34 protein-coding genes are annotated in these 21,106 nt (G+C 51.5%); 6 read left to right on the top strand and 28 right to left on the bottom strand.

Going from position 1 to position 21,106, the window contains the following annotated elements; all coding sequences use genetic code 11:
- The 26 genes from L248_RS13860 to L248_RS13735 form a co-directional block, all read right to left on the bottom strand.
- Window positions 1-708: a ParB N-terminal domain-containing protein gene (locus L248_RS13860; RefSeq protein WP_022530893.1), complete on the bottom strand. Its 708-nt coding sequence runs from the start codon at window positions 706-708 to the stop codon at window positions 1-3.
- Window positions 698-1,351 (bottom strand): phosphoadenosine phosphosulfate reductase domain-containing protein, encoded by a 654-nt coding sequence (locus L248_RS13855; RefSeq protein ID WP_040536966.1) that lies wholly within the window; start codon window positions 1,349-1,351, stop codon window positions 698-700. The genes L248_RS13860 and L248_RS13855 overlap by 11 nt, the downstream gene beginning before the upstream one ends.
- A gap of 727 nt (window positions 1,352-2,078) precedes the next feature.
- Window positions 2,079-2,495 carry an ArpU family phage packaging/lysis transcriptional regulator gene (locus tag L248_RS13850; protein WP_040536985.1) on the bottom strand — a complete coding sequence of 139 codons (417 nt, stop codon included), beginning with the start codon at window positions 2,493-2,495 and terminating at the stop codon, window positions 2,079-2,081.
- A 229-nt stretch (window positions 2,496-2,724) separates the two neighbouring features.
- Complete coding sequence (locus L248_RS13845) at window positions 2,725-3,465, bottom strand: hypothetical protein (RefSeq protein ID WP_022530888.1); 741 nt, start codon at window positions 3,463-3,465, stop codon at window positions 2,725-2,727.
- Window positions 3,466-3,467: 2 nt separating this feature from the next.
- Window positions 3,468-3,899, bottom strand: a complete 432-nt coding sequence (locus L248_RS13840) for a hypothetical protein (RefSeq protein WP_022530887.1) — start codon at window positions 3,897-3,899, stop codon at window positions 3,468-3,470.
- A 15-nt stretch (window positions 3,900-3,914) separates the two neighbouring features.
- On the bottom strand, window positions 3,915-4,151 hold the full coding sequence (locus L248_RS13835; RefSeq protein ID WP_022530886.1) for a DUF3850 domain-containing protein: 237 nt from the start codon (window positions 4,149-4,151) through the stop codon (window positions 3,915-3,917).
- A 14-nt stretch (window positions 4,152-4,165) separates the two neighbouring features.
- Window positions 4,166-4,507, bottom strand: coding sequence for a hypothetical protein (locus L248_RS13830; protein WP_022530885.1), 342 nt, complete (start codon window positions 4,505-4,507; stop codon window positions 4,166-4,168).
- On the bottom strand, window positions 4,504-4,704 hold the full coding sequence (locus tag L248_RS13825) for a DUF6877 family protein (RefSeq protein ID WP_022530884.1): 201 nt from the start codon (window positions 4,702-4,704) through the stop codon (window positions 4,504-4,506). The genes L248_RS13830 and L248_RS13825 overlap by 4 nt, the downstream gene beginning before the upstream one ends.
- A gap of 436 nt (window positions 4,705-5,140) precedes the next feature.
- A complete protein-coding gene (locus L248_RS13815) occupies window positions 5,141-5,548 on the bottom strand; it encodes a hypothetical protein (protein WP_040536963.1) in 408 nt (135 codons plus the stop codon).
- Between the two features lie 13 nt (window positions 5,549-5,561).
- On the bottom strand, window positions 5,562-6,479 hold the full coding sequence (locus L248_RS13810) for a DNA cytosine methyltransferase (protein ID WP_022530882.1): 918 nt from the start codon (window positions 6,477-6,479) through the stop codon (window positions 5,562-5,564).
- Complete coding sequence (locus L248_RS13805) at window positions 6,460-6,810, bottom strand: hypothetical protein (RefSeq protein WP_022530881.1); 351 nt, start codon at window positions 6,808-6,810, stop codon at window positions 6,460-6,462. The genes L248_RS13810 and L248_RS13805 overlap by 20 nt, the downstream gene beginning before the upstream one ends.
- Window positions 6,779-7,132, bottom strand: a complete 354-nt coding sequence (locus L248_RS13800; RefSeq protein ID WP_052000084.1) for a VRR-NUC domain-containing protein — start codon at window positions 7,130-7,132, stop codon at window positions 6,779-6,781. Before L248_RS13800 ends, L248_RS13805 begins: the two co-directional genes overlap by 32 nt.
- Window positions 7,125-7,538, bottom strand: coding sequence for a DUF7694 domain-containing protein (locus L248_RS13795; protein WP_040536962.1), 414 nt, complete (start codon window positions 7,536-7,538; stop codon window positions 7,125-7,127). The genes L248_RS13800 and L248_RS13795 overlap by 8 nt, the downstream gene beginning before the upstream one ends.
- Window positions 7,531-8,079 carry a hypothetical protein gene (locus L248_RS13790; protein ID WP_040536961.1) on the bottom strand — a complete coding sequence of 183 codons (549 nt, stop codon included), beginning with the start codon at window positions 8,077-8,079 and terminating at the stop codon, window positions 7,531-7,533. The genes L248_RS13795 and L248_RS13790 overlap by 8 nt, the downstream gene beginning before the upstream one ends.
- Window positions 8,033-8,209 (bottom strand): hypothetical protein, encoded by a 177-nt coding sequence (locus L248_RS15970; protein ID WP_155828687.1) that lies wholly within the window; start codon window positions 8,207-8,209, stop codon window positions 8,033-8,035. Before L248_RS15970 ends, L248_RS13790 begins: the two co-directional genes overlap by 47 nt.
- Window positions 8,210-8,220: 11 nt before the next feature.
- On the bottom strand, window positions 8,221-9,042 hold the full coding sequence (locus L248_RS13785) for a DnaA ATPase domain-containing protein (RefSeq protein ID WP_040536959.1): 822 nt from the start codon (window positions 9,040-9,042) through the stop codon (window positions 8,221-8,223).
- Window positions 9,043-9,057: 15 nt separating this feature from the next.
- Window positions 9,058-9,846: a helix-turn-helix domain-containing protein gene (locus L248_RS16390; RefSeq protein ID WP_022530876.1), complete on the bottom strand. Its 789-nt coding sequence runs from the start codon at window positions 9,844-9,846 to the stop codon at window positions 9,058-9,060.
- A gap of 12 nt (window positions 9,847-9,858) precedes the next feature.
- Window positions 9,859-10,650: a PD-(D/E)XK nuclease-like domain-containing protein gene (locus L248_RS13770; RefSeq protein WP_022530875.1), complete on the bottom strand. Its 792-nt coding sequence runs from the start codon at window positions 10,648-10,650 to the stop codon at window positions 9,859-9,861.
- On the bottom strand, window positions 10,643-11,548 hold the full coding sequence (locus L248_RS13765; RefSeq protein ID WP_040536956.1) for a recombinase RecT: 906 nt from the start codon (window positions 11,546-11,548) through the stop codon (window positions 10,643-10,645). Before L248_RS13765 ends, L248_RS13770 begins: the two co-directional genes overlap by 8 nt.
- 2 nt (window positions 11,549-11,550) lie before the next feature.
- Window positions 11,551-12,036: a hypothetical protein gene (locus tag L248_RS13760; protein WP_022530873.1), complete on the bottom strand. Its 486-nt coding sequence runs from the start codon at window positions 12,034-12,036 to the stop codon at window positions 11,551-11,553.
- A 53-nt stretch (window positions 12,037-12,089) separates the two neighbouring features.
- Window positions 12,090-12,311 carry a hypothetical protein gene (locus L248_RS13755; RefSeq protein WP_022530872.1) on the bottom strand — a complete coding sequence of 74 codons (222 nt, stop codon included), beginning with the start codon at window positions 12,309-12,311 and terminating at the stop codon, window positions 12,090-12,092.
- Window positions 12,301-12,441 carry a hypothetical protein gene (locus tag L248_RS15965; protein ID WP_022530871.1) on the bottom strand — a complete coding sequence of 47 codons (141 nt, stop codon included), beginning with the start codon at window positions 12,439-12,441 and terminating at the stop codon, window positions 12,301-12,303. The genes L248_RS13755 and L248_RS15965 overlap by 11 nt, the downstream gene beginning before the upstream one ends.
- Window positions 12,434-12,835: a hypothetical protein gene (locus tag L248_RS16140; protein ID WP_022530870.1), complete on the bottom strand. Its 402-nt coding sequence runs from the start codon at window positions 12,833-12,835 to the stop codon at window positions 12,434-12,436. Before L248_RS16140 ends, L248_RS15965 begins: the two co-directional genes overlap by 8 nt.
- Window positions 12,836-12,846: 11 nt before the next feature.
- Window positions 12,847-13,410 carry a helix-turn-helix domain-containing protein gene (locus tag L248_RS13745; RefSeq protein WP_052000083.1) on the bottom strand — a complete coding sequence of 188 codons (564 nt, stop codon included), beginning with the start codon at window positions 13,408-13,410 and terminating at the stop codon, window positions 12,847-12,849.
- Window positions 13,411-13,455: 45 nt separating this feature from the next.
- Entirely contained in the window at window positions 13,456-13,644 is a 189-nt protein-coding gene (locus tag L248_RS13740; protein WP_022530868.1) for a hypothetical protein, read from the bottom strand.
- A 17-nt stretch (window positions 13,645-13,661) separates the two neighbouring features.
- The gene (locus L248_RS13735) at window positions 13,662-13,895 is read right to left on the bottom strand and encodes a helix-turn-helix domain-containing protein (protein WP_040536955.1); all 234 of its coding nucleotides are present in this window, start codon (window positions 13,893-13,895) and stop codon (window positions 13,662-13,664) included.
- A 160-nt stretch (window positions 13,896-14,055) separates the two neighbouring features.
- On the opposite strand from L248_RS13735, the gene L248_RS13730 reads away from it, so the two are divergent.
- The 5 genes from L248_RS13730 (at window position 14,056) to L248_RS13710 (ending at window position 17,199) form a co-directional block, all read left to right on the top strand.
- On the top strand, window positions 14,056-14,442 hold the full coding sequence (locus tag L248_RS13730; protein ID WP_040536953.1) for a helix-turn-helix domain-containing protein: 387 nt from the start codon (window positions 14,056-14,058) through the stop codon (window positions 14,440-14,442).
- A 9-nt stretch (window positions 14,443-14,451) separates the two neighbouring features.
- On the top strand, window positions 14,452-14,898 hold the full coding sequence (locus L248_RS13725; protein WP_155828686.1) for an ImmA/IrrE family metallo-endopeptidase: 447 nt from the start codon (window positions 14,452-14,454) through the stop codon (window positions 14,896-14,898).
- A gap of 215 nt (window positions 14,899-15,113) precedes the next feature.
- Complete coding sequence (locus tag L248_RS13720) at window positions 15,114-15,383, top strand: hypothetical protein (RefSeq protein ID WP_040536950.1); 270 nt, start codon at window positions 15,114-15,116, stop codon at window positions 15,381-15,383.
- An 85-nt stretch (window positions 15,384-15,468) separates the two neighbouring features.
- A complete protein-coding gene (locus L248_RS15430) occupies window positions 15,469-16,191 on the top strand; it encodes a hypothetical protein (protein WP_155828685.1) in 723 nt (240 codons plus the stop codon).
- 51 nt (window positions 16,192-16,242) lie between these two features.
- A complete protein-coding gene (locus L248_RS13710) occupies window positions 16,243-17,199 on the top strand; it encodes a hypothetical protein (protein WP_022530863.1) in 957 nt (318 codons plus the stop codon).
- On the opposite strand, the gene L248_RS15955 is transcribed toward L248_RS13710, so the two are convergent.
- Window positions 17,179-17,400, bottom strand: a complete 222-nt coding sequence (locus tag L248_RS15955) for a hypothetical protein (RefSeq protein WP_155828684.1) — start codon at window positions 17,398-17,400, stop codon at window positions 17,179-17,181. The two genes, L248_RS13710 and L248_RS15955, sit on opposite strands and share 21 nt — an antisense overlap.
- 164 nt (window positions 17,401-17,564) lie before the next feature.
- Here L248_RS15955 and L248_RS13705 point away from each other — a divergent pair, with 164 nt between their 5' ends.
- Window positions 17,565-18,734, top strand: a complete 1,170-nt coding sequence (locus L248_RS13705; protein ID WP_040536949.1) for a tyrosine-type recombinase/integrase — start codon at window positions 17,565-17,567, stop codon at window positions 18,732-18,734.
- Between the two features lie 148 nt (window positions 18,735-18,882).
- Here the strand turns inward: L248_RS13705 and lepA are convergent, their stop codons facing one another.
- Window positions 18,883-20,721, bottom strand: coding sequence for a translation elongation factor 4 (lepA, locus tag L248_RS13700; protein ID WP_022530861.1), 1,839 nt, complete (start codon window positions 20,719-20,721; stop codon window positions 18,883-18,885).
- Between the last annotated feature and the right edge of the window lie 385 nt (window positions 20,722-21,106).

Below are 21,106 nucleotides of genomic sequence, written 5' to 3'. Positions count from 1 at the left end.
TTATTCCTTCTTTTCGTCTGAAACTGATTTCAGCCGTTCCAGTTCTTCGACGCTCAGCTTGTTCTCGTATGCAGGTACAGAGATCCGCCGGTGAAAGGCCTCGCGTTCCTCGCTATCGCGAAAAATGATCATGTCGTAGAAGTCGATCCGGTTCTTGTCCTTCAGCTTCTCGTTGGCCTTGGTCCGCTTCTTCTTGATGTCAGCCAGCTTGTCCTTCTCTTTGACCACCTCAGGGTTGTCGTAGAGCTTGGAGAACCGCTCATCGCCGCCAAACATGAAATCAACGTCGTTCTTGTCGAAACCCATCGAATCGAAGTCAATGCCGTCATCGATGTTCAGATCAGCGAGCTTGTTGAGATCAAAATCGCCCTGCATGGTCGTGTTATTCATCTGCACGTTGATCTCTTTCTCACGCTTGAGATCAACGTCGATCATGTCCACATCCAACGAGTATTCTTTGGTCCGTTCCAGTGCGTCCATGATGGCTACACGCTGATGACCTGACACGATGTTCCCGGTCCGCTGATTCCACGTAATGGACGCCACCAGACCCTCTTTCTTGATGGCAGCCTTCAATTTCTTCTTAGCTGAGTCATCGATGATTCGCGGGTTGTATGGTGCGTTTTTCAACGCCTTGCGGGCCACACGCATCGGTTTATACTGCTGAAACTTGGAAATCGGCGGCAGCTGCTCTTGCTCATTCGCCATAACGTTCAAACCTTTCCACCCCGGCATCTGCCTCGGGAAAATAATGTAATATTCGTTCATAGTCAGCTGGGTAATATTGCCGAATTACAGACAGTTCACTACCCGCCAGGCTGGCAAACGAAAAGCCCAGGCGCTTTTGCTCTGGGCTCAGGAATAAATGATAGTGATCGATGTATTGCATGACGTCCTGTTTGGTCCACTCGGCCAACGGGTAGAAACGGCCCCGCTGCTCATCAATTGACCCTGAATGTTTGATCATCGCCCGGCGCACGATGCTGTCTGAGATCCGTTCGCCGCCAGCAATCCAATAGGTGCCGGTCTTGTATCTCAGATAGTCATACTCTTCGCGCACCGATACGATTTTGACTTCGCCGTCCGGGTCGCGAAACGATCCGTAGCGGTAGAAGTCGCTGGTTTCGAAGTGTGGCAGCCGAATGATTTTATTGCCATATTGCTTTTCATACCACCGCAGGGCCATCTCCTGAAACTCCAAGCCAGGCACCAGGTACATGAAATATGGCTTCACGTGCTTGAAATGCCGGCAGCATAAGTCATATGTCACAATGCTGTCTTTGCCGGTGCTCAGACCGACCAGCACGCTGTCTTTTATTTTGGCAGCCGTCTTTATGCTATCGAATAGCATGGTTCAGCGCCTGCGCCGGCCAGACGTGGCCTTGCTGCGCAGCTTAGCCGGATTTTGGTTTGCTGCATAGCCAGGTTTGAAGTCACGTTTTGATGGTGACCACTGGCGGCCAAAAATGTCTCTGGGCATCGCTTTCACTTCTTTCATGTAAACAAAAAGAACGCCTCACTGGAGACGTCCTCGGTATTAGACTTAGCCACCACAGGATAAGTCATGCAGATTGCTCTGCAATCGCCCTGACAGGAGTTGCACCCGTCAAGGCACTGGGGAAAGGAAATCTGATCATGGTTTTGCGGGCGGGGAAACCCGCAGAGAATGGGCAGGAATCGAACCTGCCGGCTAAACCTGTCGAAATCGACAGGTTTAGAACGCCCAGCCATTCTAGAGGAATACATTGGCCGGCCACAGTTCCGGCGATACCATCGGTCAGGATTTGCACCTGACAGGCCAACATTCCGACATCCGCAGGTTTACCGCGATCTGTATTTGGCTCACGCTTGTTGCGTCTACCTATTCCGCCACGATGGTCTGCCCTGACCGAGTTCAGAAGGTCGGTCCACATCCTTTCAGATGTCTGGGCAGTTGAATTGAGGTATGACTGTCGATCGTCAGGCGAGGAGGTCCCCTGCACCTGATTTACCACACTACAAACTTACGCCTTGCTCACTCCCTTTGTACTCCCAAAAAACTCCCAATATTGTCCCAATTTACTCCCAAAAAACTCCCATCATTCATGAACCTCGACGCCAAGGTAGAAAGACACGGCCAACAAGGCTTCTGACTTAAGCCGGAAATAGGATGATGACGAAATGTCCAGCACCTGCATGGCGGTCGCGTCCGGGTGATCACTCTCGGGCCCATCGCAGTACCGGGCCCGCAGCAGTCGCTGGTGAGATCGTTTTGGCAACGCGTGAATACAGCGATCCACATACCTGATGAAACCTTTGGCGTGGCGAATCCGCTCCATGCGTTCTATTGGATAAGGGTCACGCTCTGCGGTTGATGGTGACATCCCGTCGCCCCATGACGATGTGATCCGTGGGTTGATCGGCATGGTCATTATGCCGCGTTCTTCTCGATACCGGGACAGCTGCTCATCTGCTGCAACCCGGCTTTCTTCTTCATTGATCGGTAACAAACTCATCAACACCGCCACTCCCCGCTTGCTGTGATATGATTGTCTTGTGAAGCAATCAGTCAAGCCGCCAGGAATGGCGGTTTTTTTCGTTTAAAGCTTGCCTTTGATAGCGAGCCAAACCAACTCAATAAAGATGCCCAGTACGATGCTGAACCATGCAATGAGAAATGGCAGAAACAGAATCACTTGCCACATTGGTGCGGCCCAGATCCATTCGATGATTGCTCGCATGCCGCTATGCCAGAATGTGTACGTTGGGAAAGTTCCCCGCCAGATTTAGCTGCTCTTGAATGTACTCCGCCACACTGGTAATGGCCTCATTGCGCCATTGACCGCCGTCGGCTGCAAACAACGCACCGCTTGGACCAGATTGCAACCGAAAAACGAACTGACTCACTGGCTGCTTCACCTCTAAGAACGTCCGGTATGGCTGTAACACCACGGGGTTGGGCACTTTAACGTTGTTGACTGCCGCCACACCGGTTTGTGCTGTGACAACCTGCGTGGTGCCGTCATCCACTGCCGTCTTTGACTCTTCTTCGCGAATGTTGCCAATGAGCCGCAAAATAGACTTCTGATCGTCTGTCTCCTGAAATTGCGATTGCATCATGATGTTCAATTCTTCGGTGTCGTAGAAATGCCCATATCTGAACTCTGGAACAATGGCCCCAGCAGTCACCAGCTCCTCACGGTTACCAAATCTGTCCAGACCACCGAACACTTTCACGGTTTCTTGGTCAAGAACGGATACAATCAGTTCTTTGCCATGGCGTTCTGCGGTGTCTTTGATGTAGTTGACCACGCCGGTCAGCGTGTGCACGTGCAGTGGCTCGTGCGCGCTGTCATTGGGGCGAAATTCTTCCACGTCGTCCTGGCTGATCAGAAACGTACGATCGTCCTGCTTAACGATTCGCTTTCCCGCCGCCGTCGTGAATTGGTTGTTTAGGTATTGCAACGCTTCTTTTTCTTCTGCCATGACTAATTAGCCTCCTTGGTATGTTTTGCGGCCTGAAAATCAATTGGCTCGCTGCTCTTCTTTTCAACCTCTTCGACCGGCTCACCGGTATCGGTCCGCACCTCGCCAGCATCGTCGAAGTATGTCTGACCCTTGACACCCGACTGCAACTCATTCATTTCGACGTGCCCATCGGTCGTGTCCTGTCCTACCAGGATAGTCGTGACTGCTGGCTTGCGTGGTTGCAAGCTTGTCTTGACACTCATTGATGTCGCCACGACGTCGCGGCTTTCGGTCGGTACGAAGCCCAGATTGATGGTGAGTTTGCGTACCTTCTTGGCTTCCGTATTCGGATCCAAGATATTCTTGCTGATCTGGCGCAATGCCGCTGCTACCTGCTCAGCCAGGGCACCATCGCCAAGTTTGTTCAGGTCCACGTTCATTCCTTTGATCATCGTTCTATCCCCTTCCTAATCAATAGGTCTCATGCCAAATACGACGTATCCCGGTTGCTGGTGGTAATCTGTCACGTATGTGATCACTTCCAGCACCGAACGGCCCGTGTAATCCTTGCCGTCCCACTCAGCCAGCTCAACGTTTTGGCCCTGCTGGTAATCCCGGTCATTCCGCCGAATTTCAAACAGTTTGTCGCCATTTAACACGGCTTTGAAAAACTCCGGCAGAATCTTTAGCTTTTGAACTTCCATCGCATCACCTCCCTTCATCTCATGCTTCCATCGCTTCGCCACACTGCGAACGGATAAGACCTGCACAACGTCCGCACTGATTGCAGAAACCGCTGCATGCCCTTGATCGTGCCCCAACCATTTGACATCTCGTACTTCCGGTAGTTGTTGGGTGAGATACGCAACTCGGTTAAGGACGCCTCTAGTTTCGGCAGCAGGTCGCTCGCCTTGGTTCCCTGCCACTGGTAAGGCGTGCCACAGGGCAGCGCTAGGAACATCTCTGCTAGGTTGTACGTGATGTTGGCATCGGTGTCCGGCATCTTGATCCATTCGTCTGCGTCGCGCAGGTGGGCTTCTAGCCAAACGTAATAACTCACCGCAGATCGTTCCATTTCATCTTGGCTACCATCTCAGCGTTGTGGGCTAAATGCTCCACGTACGGGTCAGTGTCCTTGCCGCCAGACGCCACCCAGTCCGCGATCCGGTGATTGATGTCCTTAAACATCGATGACGGAATCTTGTCACCCACTAGCAGAATCCGTTGAATCGGGGTGAATTCTTGTTTCTTTGTCATTGTTTCTTGGCCTCCTCTTGATCAGCTCCACTTCGGACGGCAGCTTGTGCCCGGTAAAAGCCCAGCGCGTGACGTGGCGCTTGCCATCACGTATCTCAATGCCATCGGGCATGCCCAGAATCAGGTAGTCTGTCCACGATTTGTCGTGCCAATGACCCAGAACTCGGCAGGCAACACCGTTATAGCGAACCCAGTCGCCGCGCTCATAATCAGTCATTAGCATTCGCCGGCGTTGACACTCGAATTAGTCGTAATTCGGGGTACACCCTAACTAATTCGAAGGCTTCATTTGCTGAGAAACAATCCGGGTCATATACATAGCCAGGCATCCATGCCAGATCGTTCTTGGAGAAGAATCTGGCCTTTTCTGGAAGGCTCTCCATGTGGTATAAGAACATACCGGTCAGACAATCCTGAATATAGTACCGACTCTGAATCATTCTGGTTCACCCAGCTTCCGGCCGCACCATTGGCAATACTCGATCCGGTTGATTTCTTTGGGTGTCATAAATGGTTTGGCACCCAGCTCAACGCTAGTGACTTGCTTTGCCCGGTAGTCATCTCGGCTCAACGGGCTGCCGTCGAGGCGGCTATGGCAATATGTGCAAGCCTGCTGTGCTTCGGTCTGAGCTGTTTCACGCTCCACTCGTTTGAGAGTGTCTTGAGCGATCATCAATCCACCGTCAATCCCAGCAATGTCATCAACATAACGGCGTGCGGTACGCTCATTCATGAAATGGTACTTCACCAAATCCTTAACGTACCAATCCCGGGCGCTGTCTGAGTCGTGCAGAAGCCGTACTTCGCGCTCCCGCAAGCTCTTCAGTTGTTCCTCAACGGTCAATTTCAAATACCTCCTATGCGATCAAGTGTCGGAATATTTCTTCGAAAATCGGCACCGGAATTGAGTTGCCGGCCTGTTTGTACAGGTTCGTCTTCCCGTTGACGGACGCCGCTGCCTTGTAGTCGGTATCTGTGTAACCTTGCAGCCGCCAGCATTCGAGCGGCGTCAGCAGCCGATAAAGCCCATTGTTCAGCGGCACGACGCCGCTATTTGGATTGCGATTCTGCTTTGTCGTGATCGTCCATGTCCAGTCCTTGATCACTTGTAGCTGGCGACCCATCGAGTTCTGCGGTGCGCCGGGCAGCCGGGCCAGCATGGACGGGGTATGAATGGTGTACTCAACCGGTGCATCGATCAGATACCGGCTCACCGACTGCATGGCTGTGTGCTGTAGACGGCTGAAATCGAAAGAATGCCTGCCTAGCGTGGAGATCGTAAACACCCGCTGCCTGTACTGTGGTAGTCCGAAATCCCGCGCATCCAATACGGCGTGACTGGTCTGATACCCCAGCCCGTCCAGCACATCAACGTATTTCTGGTAGTTGTGGTGCATCCTTCGTTGCAAGACGCCTTTGACATTCTCCCAAATGATGATTCTCGGACGCCACGCACCCATCTGCTCCACGATCTTGAGTGTTTGCCACATCAGCGATGACCGCGTTCCTGATCCCTCATCTGCCCCCAGACGCTTGCCGGCGACTGATATATCTTGGCAGGGTGAACCGTGAATCAGAATGTCCGGCTTGAGATTGTAGCCGATCACGTTCTGGGCGTCGTAGTCGTTCTGCCCGGCAAACATCGCGTTATAGCTGCGCACGGCGGCCTCATCGATTTCTACATAATCAATCGACTTGACCGGCACGCCGATATTGCGAAGGGCAATCCGTGGGCTACCGATGCCGCCGAATAGCTCAAGAATTTTCAGTGCCATCAGGATTAGGCCCCTTTCCCTGAACCGTGTGCGGGTGCATCCTGTGCTTCCGCTTTTCCTGGAAGCAGTATCGACCATGCTGCTTGATGTTGCGCTTGCTGACCAGCACCTTGTGATTCAGTTCGATGGGCAGCCGCAAGTCGTCCACCTCCACCACCATCGAATTGATTTCCTCGATGACGGCCATCCCATGCAGATGCAGGTCCAGTGATCCATAGACATAGTGAGTGACTTCAACGGATTTCGTCGGGTCAAAATGCTTGGTCTTCTTGGGTTTCTTGCCTGATTTAATGCCGCCATTAAAAGCGCGGTCTGTTGATGTGAGTTCCATGTTCTTCATTCCTTTCCCCGGAATTGACGATCGCTATTGCATCTTCGACCGATCGTGCAACCCCATATAGCACGTTGTAGTGCTGAATTTCATTGGCAAATTCCTTCTGGGCGGGCCGCAGCTTCCCCGTTGCGGTCTTGACCTCGATAAATACCGCTTTGCCATCGCGTTTGCGAAAGCCTGAGATGTCAGGATAGCCGGCTGGCAGCGCCTGAATGAAGTAGCCGTCCTTCTGTATCTTGCCAGCATTGGTCCGCCACACACGGCAGCCTACGGTGTTGAGAGCATCGATAATGGCCCGCTGAATGTCCTGTTCACGCAAAGCTGGGCAACTCCAGACTCGGGTCAATCACCCACAAGTGGTAGACCGTCGCCAAGTCCACCAGCTCATCAGTTGGCGGAAACACCTCAAAAGCTTGCGATTTCGGTCCAAACAGGCTGTGCAGAATGTGCTGCTTGTTGGCCCATGAGACTTCTTGGTTGGAGAACTGTCGGATAAACAGGTGGGCTAGTACCCCGTATGGCGGCCAGTATTCCAACCCGATCATGACCGAATATTCGTTGTCGCTCCGGGCATAAGCGTGATCAAAGTTGCTCACCCAGTCCTCTTTGCTTCGCGGCTCCCGGTAACTCATTGGCGCCGGGCGTTCGATCCAGCAGGCATCAGGGTTGAGCCCTAGCTTGCGATAGATTTTCTTCTTGTCCTTGCGATCTAACTGCTCAATCATCTTCCGGTGCCTCCCGCCAATTTCCTTTGCTGTCCTGAAACCAGTCGCCGTAAGTGATCAGCCACGGGCCGCGTGTGATCGGCTCCGTATCCGTGAGAATCGTCCCGCGTATCGGCGTCTTGGCGTGCATCTCGCTGATACTCGGATAGTAGCTAACCTCACCGGTATTCATGTTGGTGACCCGCCAGTGCATCCGCTGATGTGCGCTAAGTTCCATCCGTTGCAAGTCGAAGCTGATGACTGAACGACTGACGCCGAGCTCAAGAGCCATGTCCGCGTTCCGCAGACCGCGCTCGATCATTTCCGGGTAGCATTTCTGCCGCCACTCACGTTCGCGCAGCTTCTCAGGCGTGTTCATTGGGCGGCCAAGCTGGTGATAGACGCGTGGCTTCGGCTTCTTCTTGGTTTTGGGTTTGTCATCGGACGCTGCACCCATCAAGGCACGCGCTTCCTGCCATTCCGGGTCATCCCCCGACACATGATCATCCAGCAGCTTAGCGGCCAGCATGCGGCCCACGGCCTTCTGTTCCTTGGTTGGCATGGCGTACACCTTCTTCCCAGCGATTCACGGACGCTCGCATACCCGCCAGCACTGGCGTCATCACCATGTGGTGAGCGGCCTTCCGCAGCAATTCTCGATCTTCTGCTAAACTTGGCTCAATCTTCTTCAATTCGATTCCTCCTAAGCTGTTGCTCGGTGATCCCGAATGCCAGCAAACAGCATTGCATTCCCTGATACGTGGGCATTCATTCGGCTCACGATCCGCTGCGTATAGGCTTCCTTGATCATTTCGCCGGTGAGATTCGTGGTGATGATCAGGTTCTTGTCGACGCGGCTGTTGAATATCGTGTTCGCCAGATCCACCGGTGCTTTGGTTGTGGTGCCGTTGTAAACTTCGGCGCCGAAATCATCGAGCAGCAGTAGATCGCAGGTCTGCATCCCGTCCATGAGGCGGGTGAGATAGGTTTGCACGTCCGGCTGCAAGTTGAACCGACCGGAATACATGGTCGACAGCTTACCCCAGTCGACGTACAGTGCCTTGGCGAGATAGTTGCGCCGCACGATGTAGTCCAGCAGTATCGCGGTCGCCAAATGTGTCTTGCCGGAACCAGCTGGCCCGGTGAAATAAACATGGGCGGGCGGCTGATCAACGAGCGTGTCGACCTTCTCATGGGCGAACGCTAATGCCTTTTTCTCCTCCGGTGTCTTCGCGACGTACGTTTCAAAAGTATTTGAGAACGCCCGGCCGCTTGGTGTCAGAGAGTTGCCCACCAGATAGGCGTTGGCGGCTTTCTTCTGGGCTGACAACTGCCATTCTTTTGGATTCCGCTTGTTCTCGACCCCGGTGGGCGTCTTGTAGCCGCATGCCGGACAGGCACCTGGCACTTCTCGTCCAGCGATCGCAACCTGGGGCCGATACAGCGGCTCACCACAAACTGGGCACGTGCCACAGGTCTCCAGAATGCTTTGCAACCGCTGAAACACGGTGTTTGTGCTCTGCATGATTCATTCCTCCCCTCAATACGGCAGGCTCGCAGCGCCGGGGTTGTTTGGTTCCTGATAGCCCCGCGGCTTGGCCCGTGAACGATGTTCTGCATTGGCCTGTGCTGCCATCTGCAAGTATTTTTCGCGCAGTTTCTTGGCACTCAAAATGTTCGGTCCCCAAAATGTATCTGCCTGAGACCAGTCGATCATGCGGTGAATCTTGTCAAAGGATCGGCCATCCAGATCGTGCATCTTGCGAATGTCATCAGCCCAGTGCTGAATGTTTGGCGCTTTGTGAGCCTCAGGGTTGTTGGCTTTGATCTTTCCCCAGAGATACCTGGCCTCAACCATTTCAGGAGCGTCGTCGGCATATTCGCGCTTGCGCGAATTGCGACGTTTATCTTTTGTTAAGTCATAGTCAGGTACTAGTAAGGAATTCTGTGGTGCAGGTTGGGGGGTAAGTTGGGGTACAGTCTGGAGCACAGTTGGGGTACAGTCTGGGGTACTATTGAGTTGCCGGTTGGGGTACTCTTTGTAAAGCCGTACAAGCTGATAGCCCGGATTCACGGTGTTTTTCTTGCCAGGAGTGTATTTGATCAGGCCTTCTTGAACTAATCGGTTGCGGGCGTTTTTAACGCCTTCTTCGGATAGTCCGGTGCGAGAAGCCAATACCGAATTTCTCAACCTGAATTGCTCCTGCATTTTGCCTTCGTCGTTCGCGTAGTCCAATAACTCGCGATACAGACATATTTGGCCCAATGACAGGTTCAATTCTTCTGTGAGCAATTGACGGAAAGCTCTGCGCTGCTTGAAGTAATCCACAAATTCACCCCCTTATTCGATTAATTCTGTCATGCTGATCGGTGCGCCCAGGTGCTTGGTTTGCCGGCAGTATTCGCATTGCTCGCAGCGCTTGGGTGGCACCTGGCCGCTGCGCACGGCCTCAATGCGATCCTGTGCTTCCAAGAGCTGGCTCATGGCCGTATCCAGGTATTCCTGCGGAATGGCAATGAATGCTTTGTCAGGAGGCTCCTGTTTGGTTACAGCCACGATAATGGGCTCGGGCCGAACGCCGTAGGTTTGAAAGATGAGTTCTTGGTAGACGGCCATTTGAAGCGGGTAATTGTATGCCTCCACGAATGACCCCCAGTGACCGCGCCGCTCGTCAGGCACCCAGAATCGTTTGTGAATGTCCTGAGTCGTTTTGATGTCCATGAAGAACGCCTTGCCAGGCATGTAGCTGTCCAGCTTGCCCATCCACTGCACGCCGCCAATGTCGCCAGTGAGAATAAGTTCCTTTTCACCTGGCATATAAGCTTCTGTGAAGTGCTTGTCGTCCTTGAGCGCATCGATCATGGTTTGCGCAGTCTTGTAAGCGGCCTTGAGGCTTCCCGACTTGGTGAACATCACAGGGTTGTCTTTGATAAACCGCTCGTGCGCCTCTTGACTCTCGAAGTAGCTGTGCACATAATTCCCGGCTAGCAAGGCCGTTGGGTCTTTGTTTTCCGGTTCCCAACCAGCCAGCTTAGCCATCGCACGGGCTTCACACGACTGAAATTCTTTGAACATCGACGCTGACTGATAATGCTGATTGGCTTCCGGTGTGTAATATGTCGAATCAGTCAAACGGAAGGTCGTCGTCGCTGAGGCTGGTTTGTTCTGTGTGCTCGTTGGGGTCGTGTGTAACGTCTGGCTTGAGATCATTCGGCTTCGCCTCCTCGGCTTTCTTCTTCGGTGCCGGTTTGGTGGCAGGCTTTTGCTGCTGATCAGTCTCACCAAGGAATTGCTCCAAGGACGCACCCGGCGTCACATCTTTCGGCTCGCTTGTGTCAGTAGACAAGTCGTTCTTATAGTCGCCCTCGTCCGCATCATTGGCGCGCTGAATATCCGTGGTCATTGGCCCCCACTTGGTGATCAGGTTCCGCAATACGGTCTTCAAGGCCATGGCGTCGAAATCTGTATTCCACGGCGACGCTGAACTCTTCGAGCTCTTGGAAAATCGATCCCGATGGGCTTCAATCTGCTTGCGGCTCCAATACACCGTCTTTTCAAATCCGTTAGCAAGTTTGAAGAACCCAACGTAACCGACCGGTTTGTCACTCGCTTTGCGATCCTCGAAGTGGGGCGTGTAGTCCAGCTCTTCAGTCAATGGATTCCAGCTGCCGAACTCATCGGCATAAACTGGAATAGCGTTGAGCCGCTGATACTGACCTGACCGCTGAGCTAACTGAATGTATCCCTTATAGCCCATCTGTGCCTGAGCAATGCCCTTGTATGGCACCAGGTAGAAAAATCCAAGGTTCTGATTGATCGGTAGATTCAAGGACGCGGCTGTCATTGCTGAATTGAGCACGCTGAGCTGGTCCACGTGCTGCAAGTCCTTGCTCTCGCTGACTGCACTCACGACTGAGCTCAGAAACTGTGGTGCGCGGTCTTTGAGCACCCCCTGAAAGCGTTTCTTGATTGCATCGCTTTCCACGAGCGTTTTGACTGGCGTCCGTTTCAAATCAACTGCATTTGCCATGTTTATTCCTCCCCATATGTGTAGTGACTAGCGTCGTAATACAGTTCCATCGGCGCCTGGTCAGTGTCTTCCATGTGATCCAGATAATTTTCAAGCGTGCCCTCAAAGTCGAATTGCAGCACCCGCTCGATGTCGCCAACACCCATGGCCCGCTCGATCATGTTCCGGATGATATCCGGGTTGATGATCTGGTTCTTGGCTCCGAATTCCCGCAGCAGGAAGCCCGCCGGTTCCTCGTGCATTACCCGCCGCAGATACTGGACCGGACCCAGCCGCCGGATCTCACGGCGGAAGAATTCCTTGTCGCTGTCCACGTCGTATGAGAGGACGGCCGCTTCTTCCTTGCCGCTGCTGGCGTGGTACCGGAACGTCCAGACCCGTTCGCCGGGATAAACGTTGTTGCCCAGGACATCGACGATCACGCCGCTGTCGTCGTTCTGCCGGTCGTAGGCGGCCGCCAAGGTGTAATTGCTCGCGTTAATTTGCATGTTCAAACCTCCATTTATTTGATAAACTAGAGGAGAAATAACTATTGCAATGCTTATTTCTCCGGCCGTTGACGGTTGCCTCCGTCAGCGGTTTTTTTGTTGCCATCGATCAAGTCTGAGATTGCCTGCTGGACTTCGAATAATACGTCCCAACGGGCTTGACTCAGATCGAGATCGTGCTGGCTCAGACCTGGTTGCCGACATTTTCTCGTTTCGGCGAACAAGGCATTCAGTACAATGGCCTGAGCATCCAATGCGGTTGGCTTATCGTTCATGGCGTTCGCCCTCCTCTGGATTGTCGTCGCCCAGCCCGAACCATTCCGGTCGAAGAAACAGTGCCGTGATGACTGCCGTGGTCACAACTGCCAGAGCCAGAATCAATAGAAAACCTGATTGATCAGTCATGTTTGGCCTTCCTTTCCATCGAGAAGAGTCTGCCGCTTTGCGCTGGCTGTTCTTCCTGCTGCTTGGCCTTCTGCTCTTGCCGATATTGATCAATCAAAGCATTCAGGTCAGCCCCAGAATCGAGTGCCCAGGTTAGAAACCGGTCAATCTCAGCATCAGGTATCGCCGTGTCGCCCAGCTTGAGGGCCCGCAACTTGCCCATGTGAATCAGGTCGTAGACGTTGTTGGTCGAAGTGCTGAGAATCCATGCGGTTTGCCGCACAGTCTTGGTCTTCTTCGTGATCACCACGTCATGTACCTCACGGGTTTGAACTTTTACCTTGTTGGTCTCTTTCTTGGGTTTGGCGTCGCGGTTCAGCTGAGCGATACGTCGCATTTCCTTTGGTTCAATCATTCCTATTCACCTCATTTCAGTTCTTTCTTTTCCTTCCAGCGCTTCGATCGTTCAGTGAGCTCGCCTTGCATGCTGAAATGAAACATGCGGCAGATCATGGCAATCAGGTTGGTGCTGTAGAATACTGCATCCAGAAGCTGCCTGACTGATTCTTCCGGATCCTTGAAATCTTCCGATGTCAGCTGGTCATCTGGAATTGTCATTTCGTCCAGTGAATTCTGAATAGCGTTGAGCGCCTGAGAAAGCTGCGGCATCGTCTTAACAGTGATGGCTAGGGGTTCTTTGATCACCCTATCGCCGTCCAGTACAGGCACAGTGACACCGACCATCTTGTTGGCAACCTCCAATGCTAGGAACTGGCTGTCTGTCGGCAATGCCTCAAACATCTCTTGAATACGGTCGAATTGAAGCTGGGCCTTGCCTGTGCGAATCTTGGAGATCATGGATTCGTCGTAGTGCAGCCGGTCGCCCAGTTCCTCGTTGCTGACGTGATTGACTTTCATAGCGTGCGGCAGATGATTCAGATTTCGTAGTGAACTCTGAATCGTTACCGCTCTTTTTGGCATCTGCTTCATTTGAATCACCTCCCTTCATTGGTTCTGAACCGTCGATGAAGGATACTAAGAGCTGACAAAGTTGGTGAATTCTTTGGCAGTTTCAACGCACCACTTAGTAATTTCGTCCTCAGTCATGACGCACGACTGCAAATTAATAGTTTGTGGGTCCTTATAGGTCATGTCGATCAGGTAGTCCAGCTTCTCGCGCCGCGTCTTTGCCGCGAACACTTTGAAGATTTGTTCTTCTGTCATTTTGATTCACCTCCTTATCAGTCACCCTTTGCGATTTTCACAACGTTTTGGGTATAAAGATGCTCCAAAGGAATCTTCAAGACCCGAGACAAGACGGGCAATTCCGTTGCTTTGAAGTTGTATTCACCCGTCTCGCGCCGCAAATACTGATCTGCTGACTGCAAGCCCAGAGCCTCAGTCATGTCCCCTAGGGACAAATGCAGTTCTAACCGCTGCTGCTTGATGAGATGCAGGTTGACTTGGTATTTCACGTTCACACCACCTTTGAGGTTTTATCAAACCTTTCAAGTATCATAATACATTGCTGAATTCTCAAAGTCAACGATTATTTTGCTATTTTCTCAAATATATGTTGAGGACTGCTCAAACGTGGTATTCTTGCATTGTTTAAATCACAAAGGAGGCTCACCCATGAATAATGAGGCACTACGAAAAAGACTCATCCAGTTACGTGAGTCCCACGATCTTTCCCAATCTGAAGTTGCACGCAGAATTGGAATGGACAATAGTAGCTTAAGCCGAATTGAGTCTGGAGATCGCAAGGTATCCGCAGAAGAAGTCTCGAAGTTTGCTTCTCTTTACGGAGTTACCACGGACTATCTGCTGGGCAATCTCAATACTCCCGAGTGGGCATCGCCAAAAGATGTTGTTGATCTAAAACAATATCTCGATGATCCGGAAGCTCAAGATGCGTTCAACTTTGAGGGCAAACCTCTTACTGATACAGAGAAGGAAAAGCTCCAAATAGCGATCACCCAAATATTCTGGGACAGATTGAAACAAATCAAAAAGAAGTAGGTGGGGTTATTGGGGAAATCTGAACTGTTAAAGATGGTCCGCTACCTTCAACACCGGTACAAGACCGCAGACCCATTTCAGATTGCAGTACAGCTTAATATCCAAGTCGAATACGTTGATATTGGTTGCGAGGAAAATGGTTGTGAGGGCCACTGCCGTTATATCCTTGGTCAGCCAGTGATTTTCCTGAGCTCCGAACTTAAGGGATCGGACAGAGCATATTGGGCAATGGCTCATGAGTTGGGGCATATACTTATGCACAAAGATGCCCCACGTTACTATCGAGTCACCTACGACAGTTCAGGACGGACGAAGGCTGAATATGAGGCCGACTGCTTTGCATTGAAGCTCTTGACTCTTCTCTATGCTGAAGATTATGGAGACTTGCCTGATACATACCACGATCTGCAATGTGCATACGGGTTACCAGAGCTCAATCATCAAATTGCTCTTTGATCCGCACCGTCCAAACCCTGATGACGGAAAAAGCTGGTATAACGATTGTTGTCTCGCTGCCCCTGTCGCCAGCAATGGCGGCTGTGAACCGGACGAATTCAGAGAAAGCCTAAACCCTGGTGGCATGGTGACCCTGAGCTGCGAAAGTAGTGCAACGCATAGGCGGTGTAATAATCCGCCCACGAGCGCCCGGCACCCTTCATGGGTGAAGTGATATGCTGAGCTTTGTGGAAACACAAAGAAGCCCCGGACAAAAAGCCGGGGCGATAACACAACTGAAGACTAACCCATTTGCTAGTGCGTTCTACGCGAAGAACGATGCGGTCACCACAGCTATTACGAAAGGGGCGCTGCCTACGACGACTTTGAAGGGCGTTAAAGAGGCGTTCAACGGACAACGTAACTTAGCTCAAGGATTCATCAAACTGAACAATGTAACCATGGCAAACGAGTTTATCGGTAGAATCACAACATCGTTAGTATAACACCGGTCTGCGCTATATATGCATAACGCGCTAATGTGTCCAAATCCTGATGACGTTAAAAGCTGACCTAGGGAGATGAAAAGATATGGGTCCATTTTTAATTGTAATGGGTATGTTTGCGTTGCTTGGCGGCTTCGGCTGGCTGATCTTTTCTTTTTTCAAACGGCAAAAGAAGCGCTGGCCGCTTCTGACGATGGTTGGGGCGATCGTGCTGTTCTCAATTGGTGGTTCATTGCTACCGCCCGACGATTCATCCAAATCGGCGGAAACGGCTTCTTCCAAGAAAGTTGCTTCCTCATCCAAGTCAAAGAGTAGCAAGAAATCCGCAAAGAGTTCGAGCTCTGTCAAAGCCAAACAGGTTGCCAGCAAGAGCAGCTCATCTGCATCAAGTTCAAGCAGCAGCGGTAAAGAAAGCAACCTCAAAAAGGCCAATGATGATATTGCCAAGACGCTAAAAGAGCAGCAAGGCTGGGCAAATGGAACGCTTGATAAAAATGGCAATCCAACCCAGAATGGCACGCCTAATCCTGCCTTTGACTTTGCCAATACCATCAGCAGCATTCAATGGGGCTCAGACAACCAGATTAAAGTGCAAGTCAATCCAAGTTTTCTTGCGCTGACGGATGATGCCAAAAGCCAGGCGGCAACCAAGACGCAAAACATGGCTATGGCGAGCGCATCGCAGTTCGTGAAGGTGACAGATGAGCAATTTGTGGGTGGCATCGGCTCATACTTTTATTACGGTAGCCGGGCCATCGGCCACACCAAGATCACTGATCAGCATCAATATACTTGGTATCAGCGATAATTAACAGGCCCGCCAATCCGGGCTTTTCTTTCGCAGAAAGGAGGTTTTCACTTGTTACAGAAAGAAATTCCACTTGAGTCGCTCAACGAAAATGTAAAAAGCGAGCTGCTCTCGACAATGCGTGGGTGGTACTTAGACCAGTTGAAATACATCGGAATTAATCCCATTGGTGACGACAGCCAACCATTTTTTTGGGCACAAGATCGCCCCATAACAATTTATATTCTGGTTGTTTCAATGGATTCTAATGGATTAACGCAACTTCTCTGCTTTGCAAAACGAAACAATGAGGAAAAAAGCGTGCTTAACGTCTTAAACATGATTGATAAAACAAGCGTATTTGCTTTCACACATCAAACCACCGATGAACAGAAGGTCCACTATTTACTAGACAACCATTTACTTGATTTGACGGATCCAAATGAAATCATCACCAATTCAGTTCGGTGCCTGCTGAACTTCGACCCAACAGTCCTTTCTTTAGATAGCTTGAAAATATTTATCAATAATTGGGTTGATGATGAATACAGCAACAGCAAAATCAAGCTTAACAAGCAGACCACCCAATCCTATACTTTTTCAAAACAGACGTTCTACATCGATAAATACAACTTTCCAACCATAATGAATTCGATCAACAGCGACGAATTTAATACTGAACTTTCAGAGTGTTTGAAGGCTTACGAAAACGAATGGTGGTTCATCTGTGCTACTGGTCTAGGCACATGTTTGGAAACATTAATGGCATTGACCATTGAGAAACACGGAGTTGAGAAACCAAAGAATTGGCCCAACGACCCAACCGCACGTGATTACCTTCCCATATTAAAAAAAGCCCCAACCAACATGACTGATCGGGACAAAACGCGATATTCAGCAGCGTTCATGTTAAGAAATTCAGTGGATCATCATAATACCGGACGAACCGCAAAGCAGACCTGCGACATGCTCATGACATCGATTACGAGTTTTTACAACGAATATTACTTACTTGAGAACAGTAGATAATCGATTTGAAAGTTTGCTAATGCGATTGGCGTGGTCCGCTTCAAAGCTCGTGTAGGTCACACCCGAATCATCATAATCATAGGATCGGCCAGCGCCATCAATAGGCAAATCATTCAAGGAATACGTATCCACAAGTGCCTCCAAGCCCTCTTGAAGTAGCTCAATTTCGGAAATGTTGAGCTCAATATTTCGTGTCACCATTGCCACCCCACCTCGGCAACATTATACCACTTTGCAGTGAGTGCCCCGTGGGTTTTCTTTTACTCCATAAAAGAACATATGTGTGTTTCAATCCCACCCGTAGGAGGTGATGCTGGGCCGGTAAACTGAATCACTGTCATATTTTTGGGAAAGGAATGGTATTAATGGCAGAAGGAAACGTCCGCCAACGCGGCGACAAGTGGTACTACTCGTTTGAAACCGCACCGATCAACGGCAAGCGCCACCGCATTGAACGAGTTGGGGGCTATACGCAAAAAGACGCAGAGCGAGCCCTGCGCAAAGCATTGGACGACTACGAGAAGGCAGGAACAGAGATGCAGCTCACGAACATGTCCGTAGCTGACTACATCAACTACTGGTTCGTGCACTACGTGAAAGCCAATCTGAAATACAACACCGTACAGAACTATCAGAACGTGAAAGACAAGTACATCATTCCTCCGCTGGGCGTGTACAAGGTCCAATCATTGAGCCCTGAGACCATGCAGCAATGGATCGATTGGGTGGTGAAGAACGGCAAAACGCCGCAGGGCGATCCGTTGGCAAAACACACGGTAGAAATCATTTTCACGGTCATGAAAGAAGCTCTGCGACGGGCCGTTTACCCCTATCGCATTATCCGGGAAAACCCTATGGGCTATATCGACATGCCGAAATTTGCCCCTACCCCGCAGATGACGCGGGCCAAACTGAAAATCATCACGTTGAATCAGTACAAACAGATTTTGGAGATGTACCCGCCGGCTGACTCGTTCCATTTGCCTCTGGTCATCGCCTTCAACACAGGCATGCGACGCGGCGAAGTCTGCGGTTTGGAATGGGACAAGGTCAACTTGTCGGATGGCACCATCGAAGTATCCCGCAACATGATCCAGACTGGCAGCGGCGTTTATGAGTTAGGCACGCCCAAAACGGCCGCCGGTTTCCGCACCATTGAAATTGGGCCTACACTGATCAACGCGCTCAAAGACCAGAAGAAACACCAGATCGAATCACGGTTGCGGTATGGCAGCCTATACCATGAAACAAACTTTGTTTGTACCAAGGACAACGGCGATCCAGTGTTGCCTGGTTCTATCAAGTATAAATCCAGCGAAGTGCAGAAGAAGCTTGGCTTCCCCTTCAACTTCCACTCGTTGCGGCACACCCATGCCACGATGCTGCTGGAAGCAGGAGAAAAGATGAAGGTCGTTCAAGAACGTCTAGGGCACTCACGAATCGCTGTCACTATGGACACCTATTCTCACGTCACCAAGAGCATGAAAAAAAACACCGTCAATCTCATCGAAGAGATTCAACGGCGTTCAGAGTAAATCATGTTGGCAAAGCCTATGTTGGCAAGCCCGGTTTTTTCACAATCTTTCAGGTCGAAAAAAGGTCGTTTTGCCAACATAGAAAAGTTGGCGTTGGCAAATCGTTGGCAAAACACGGTCGGCCGGGTCAATTTCACAAGCGAAATACTTATCTGTCGTGTGTTTCTTCCTCGTTTGTGCGAAGAACCGCCATGAAGGCTTCCTGCGGAATTTCCACGTTACCCACGGCCTTCATCCGCTTCTTACCGGCCTTCTGCTTCTCCAGCAGCTTACGCTTACGGGTGATATCGCCGCCGTAGCACTTGGCCAGAACATTCTTCCGGTAGGCCTTGACGGTGGTCCGGGCAATAATCTTGTTGCCGATGGCCGCCTGGATGGGAATCTCGAACTGCTGCCGCGGAATGGTCGTTTTCAGCTGCGCCGTGATGTCCCGGCCCTGCTGGTAGGCGAAGTCTTTGTGGACAATGAAGCTGAGGGCATCGACGGGCTCGCCGTTGATCAGAATATCCATCTTGACCAAGTCGCTGGCCCGGTAACCGACCAGGTCGTAGTCCAGCGACGCGTACCCCTTGGTACTGGACTTCAACTCATCGAAGAAGTCGTAGATGATTTCAGAAAGGGGCATCTCGTACACGATGCTCACCCGGTACTTGTCCAGGTAATCCATCGTCACGTAGTCGCCCCGCTTGCGCTGGCACAGTTCCATGACGGCGCCGATGAAGTCGCTGAGGACCATGATTTCGGCCTTGACGTAGGGTTCCTGGATCTCTTTAATGGTGGTCGGGTCCGGCATGTCGGCCGGGTTATCCACCACGTGGGTCTTCCCGTCCGTCGTGATGACGTGGTAGTCCACGCTGGGTGCGGTCATGATCAGATCCAGATCGTATTCCCGCTCCAAGCGTTCCTGGACCACGTCCATGTGGAGCAGGCCAAGAAAACCGCACCGGAAGCCGAAGCCCAGGGCCTGGGAGGTCTCCGGAGTGAATTCCAATGCTGCATCGTTTAACTGCAGCTTCTCCAGGGCTTCCCGCAACTCACCGTACTTCGCGTTCTCCACCGGGTACATCCCGGAATAGACCATCGGCTGAATCTGGCGGTACCCTTCCAGGGGCTTGGCCACGGGGTGGGTCGCCGAGGTGACGGTGTCCCCCACTCGGGTATCTTGAACGGTCTTAATGGAGGCCGCCAGATACCCCACGTCGCCGGCCATCAGCATTGGCCGCGGCTGGGCGTCGGGCGACATGACGCCGACTTCGGTCACCTCGTAAGTCTTACCGGTACTCATCAGCTGGATCTGATCGCCGACTTTCACCGTCCCGTCAAACAGCCGCACACTGAGCACGGCGCCGCGGTAATTGTCGTATTTGGAATCGAAGATCAACGCTTTCAGCGGCGCTTCCACGTCGCCTGTGGGCGCGGGAATATCGTGAACGATGCGTTCCAGCAGTTCAGGAATACCCACCCCGGTCTTGCCGCTGGTGAGCACCGCGTTGCTGGCGTCGATGCCGATCATGTCCTCGATTTCTTTCTTCACTTCGTCCGGTTGGGCACTGGGCAGGTCGATCTTGTTGATGACGGGGACAATCTCCAGATCGTTATCCAGGGCCAGATAGACGTTCGCTAAGGTCTGGGCCTGGACCCCCTGGGCGGCATCCACGACCAGTACGGCCCCTTCACAGGCCGCCAGGGAGCGAGAGACTTCGTAAGAAAAGTCCACGTGCCCGGGGGTATCGATCAGGTGGAAAATGTACGTCTCGCCATCCTTGGCGTGGTAATGGAGTTCTACCGCGTTGAGCTTGATGGTGATACCCCGCTCCCGTTCCAAGGGCATGGTGTCCAGTAATTGGTTGGTCATGTCCCGCTCAGCCACGGTGTGGGTGAGTTCCAGGATCCGGTCCGCAATCGTGGACTTACCGTGGTCAATATGGGCCACGATGGAGAAATTTCGAATGTGTTTTTGGCGGTCGATCATTTGCTGCTGATCCATCTTGAGCCTACTTTCTTCCGTAAAATGCAGTACGGCTATTATACCATAGGATCAGAAGCACTAAACGAGACCCTTAACCAGTTAACCTGGCTGTCGAGCCGTTTTTAACCAGGTCTCATTTCCGGTGAGTTTGCGCCAAAAGGCTATCACCAGACTTACAAATAATAGCATATACAAGTAAGAAACAATGACGGGTAGGCTTATAAGAATCCGTTTGTTGGGAAAATGGAAATCAATCTGCTTTAGGTCGTGTAAATACAAGCCGGTGAATACACTGCCCCAAAAGAGGCTCACTAACCAAAGCAACACAGCGATGATTAGTAAATGGACCCCAATAATTCATGAAGGTGGCGAAAATGGATAGAGACGTACAAAATCTTGGAAA

Source organism: Schleiferilactobacillus shenzhenensis LY-73 (assembly GCF_000469325.1).
Taxonomy (GTDB): Bacteria; Bacillota; Bacilli; order Lactobacillales; family Lactobacillaceae; genus Schleiferilactobacillus; species Schleiferilactobacillus shenzhenensis.
The sequence above is the reverse complement of the archived record's forward strand: the minus strand, read 5'-3'. Positions and strand labels throughout refer to the sequence as shown.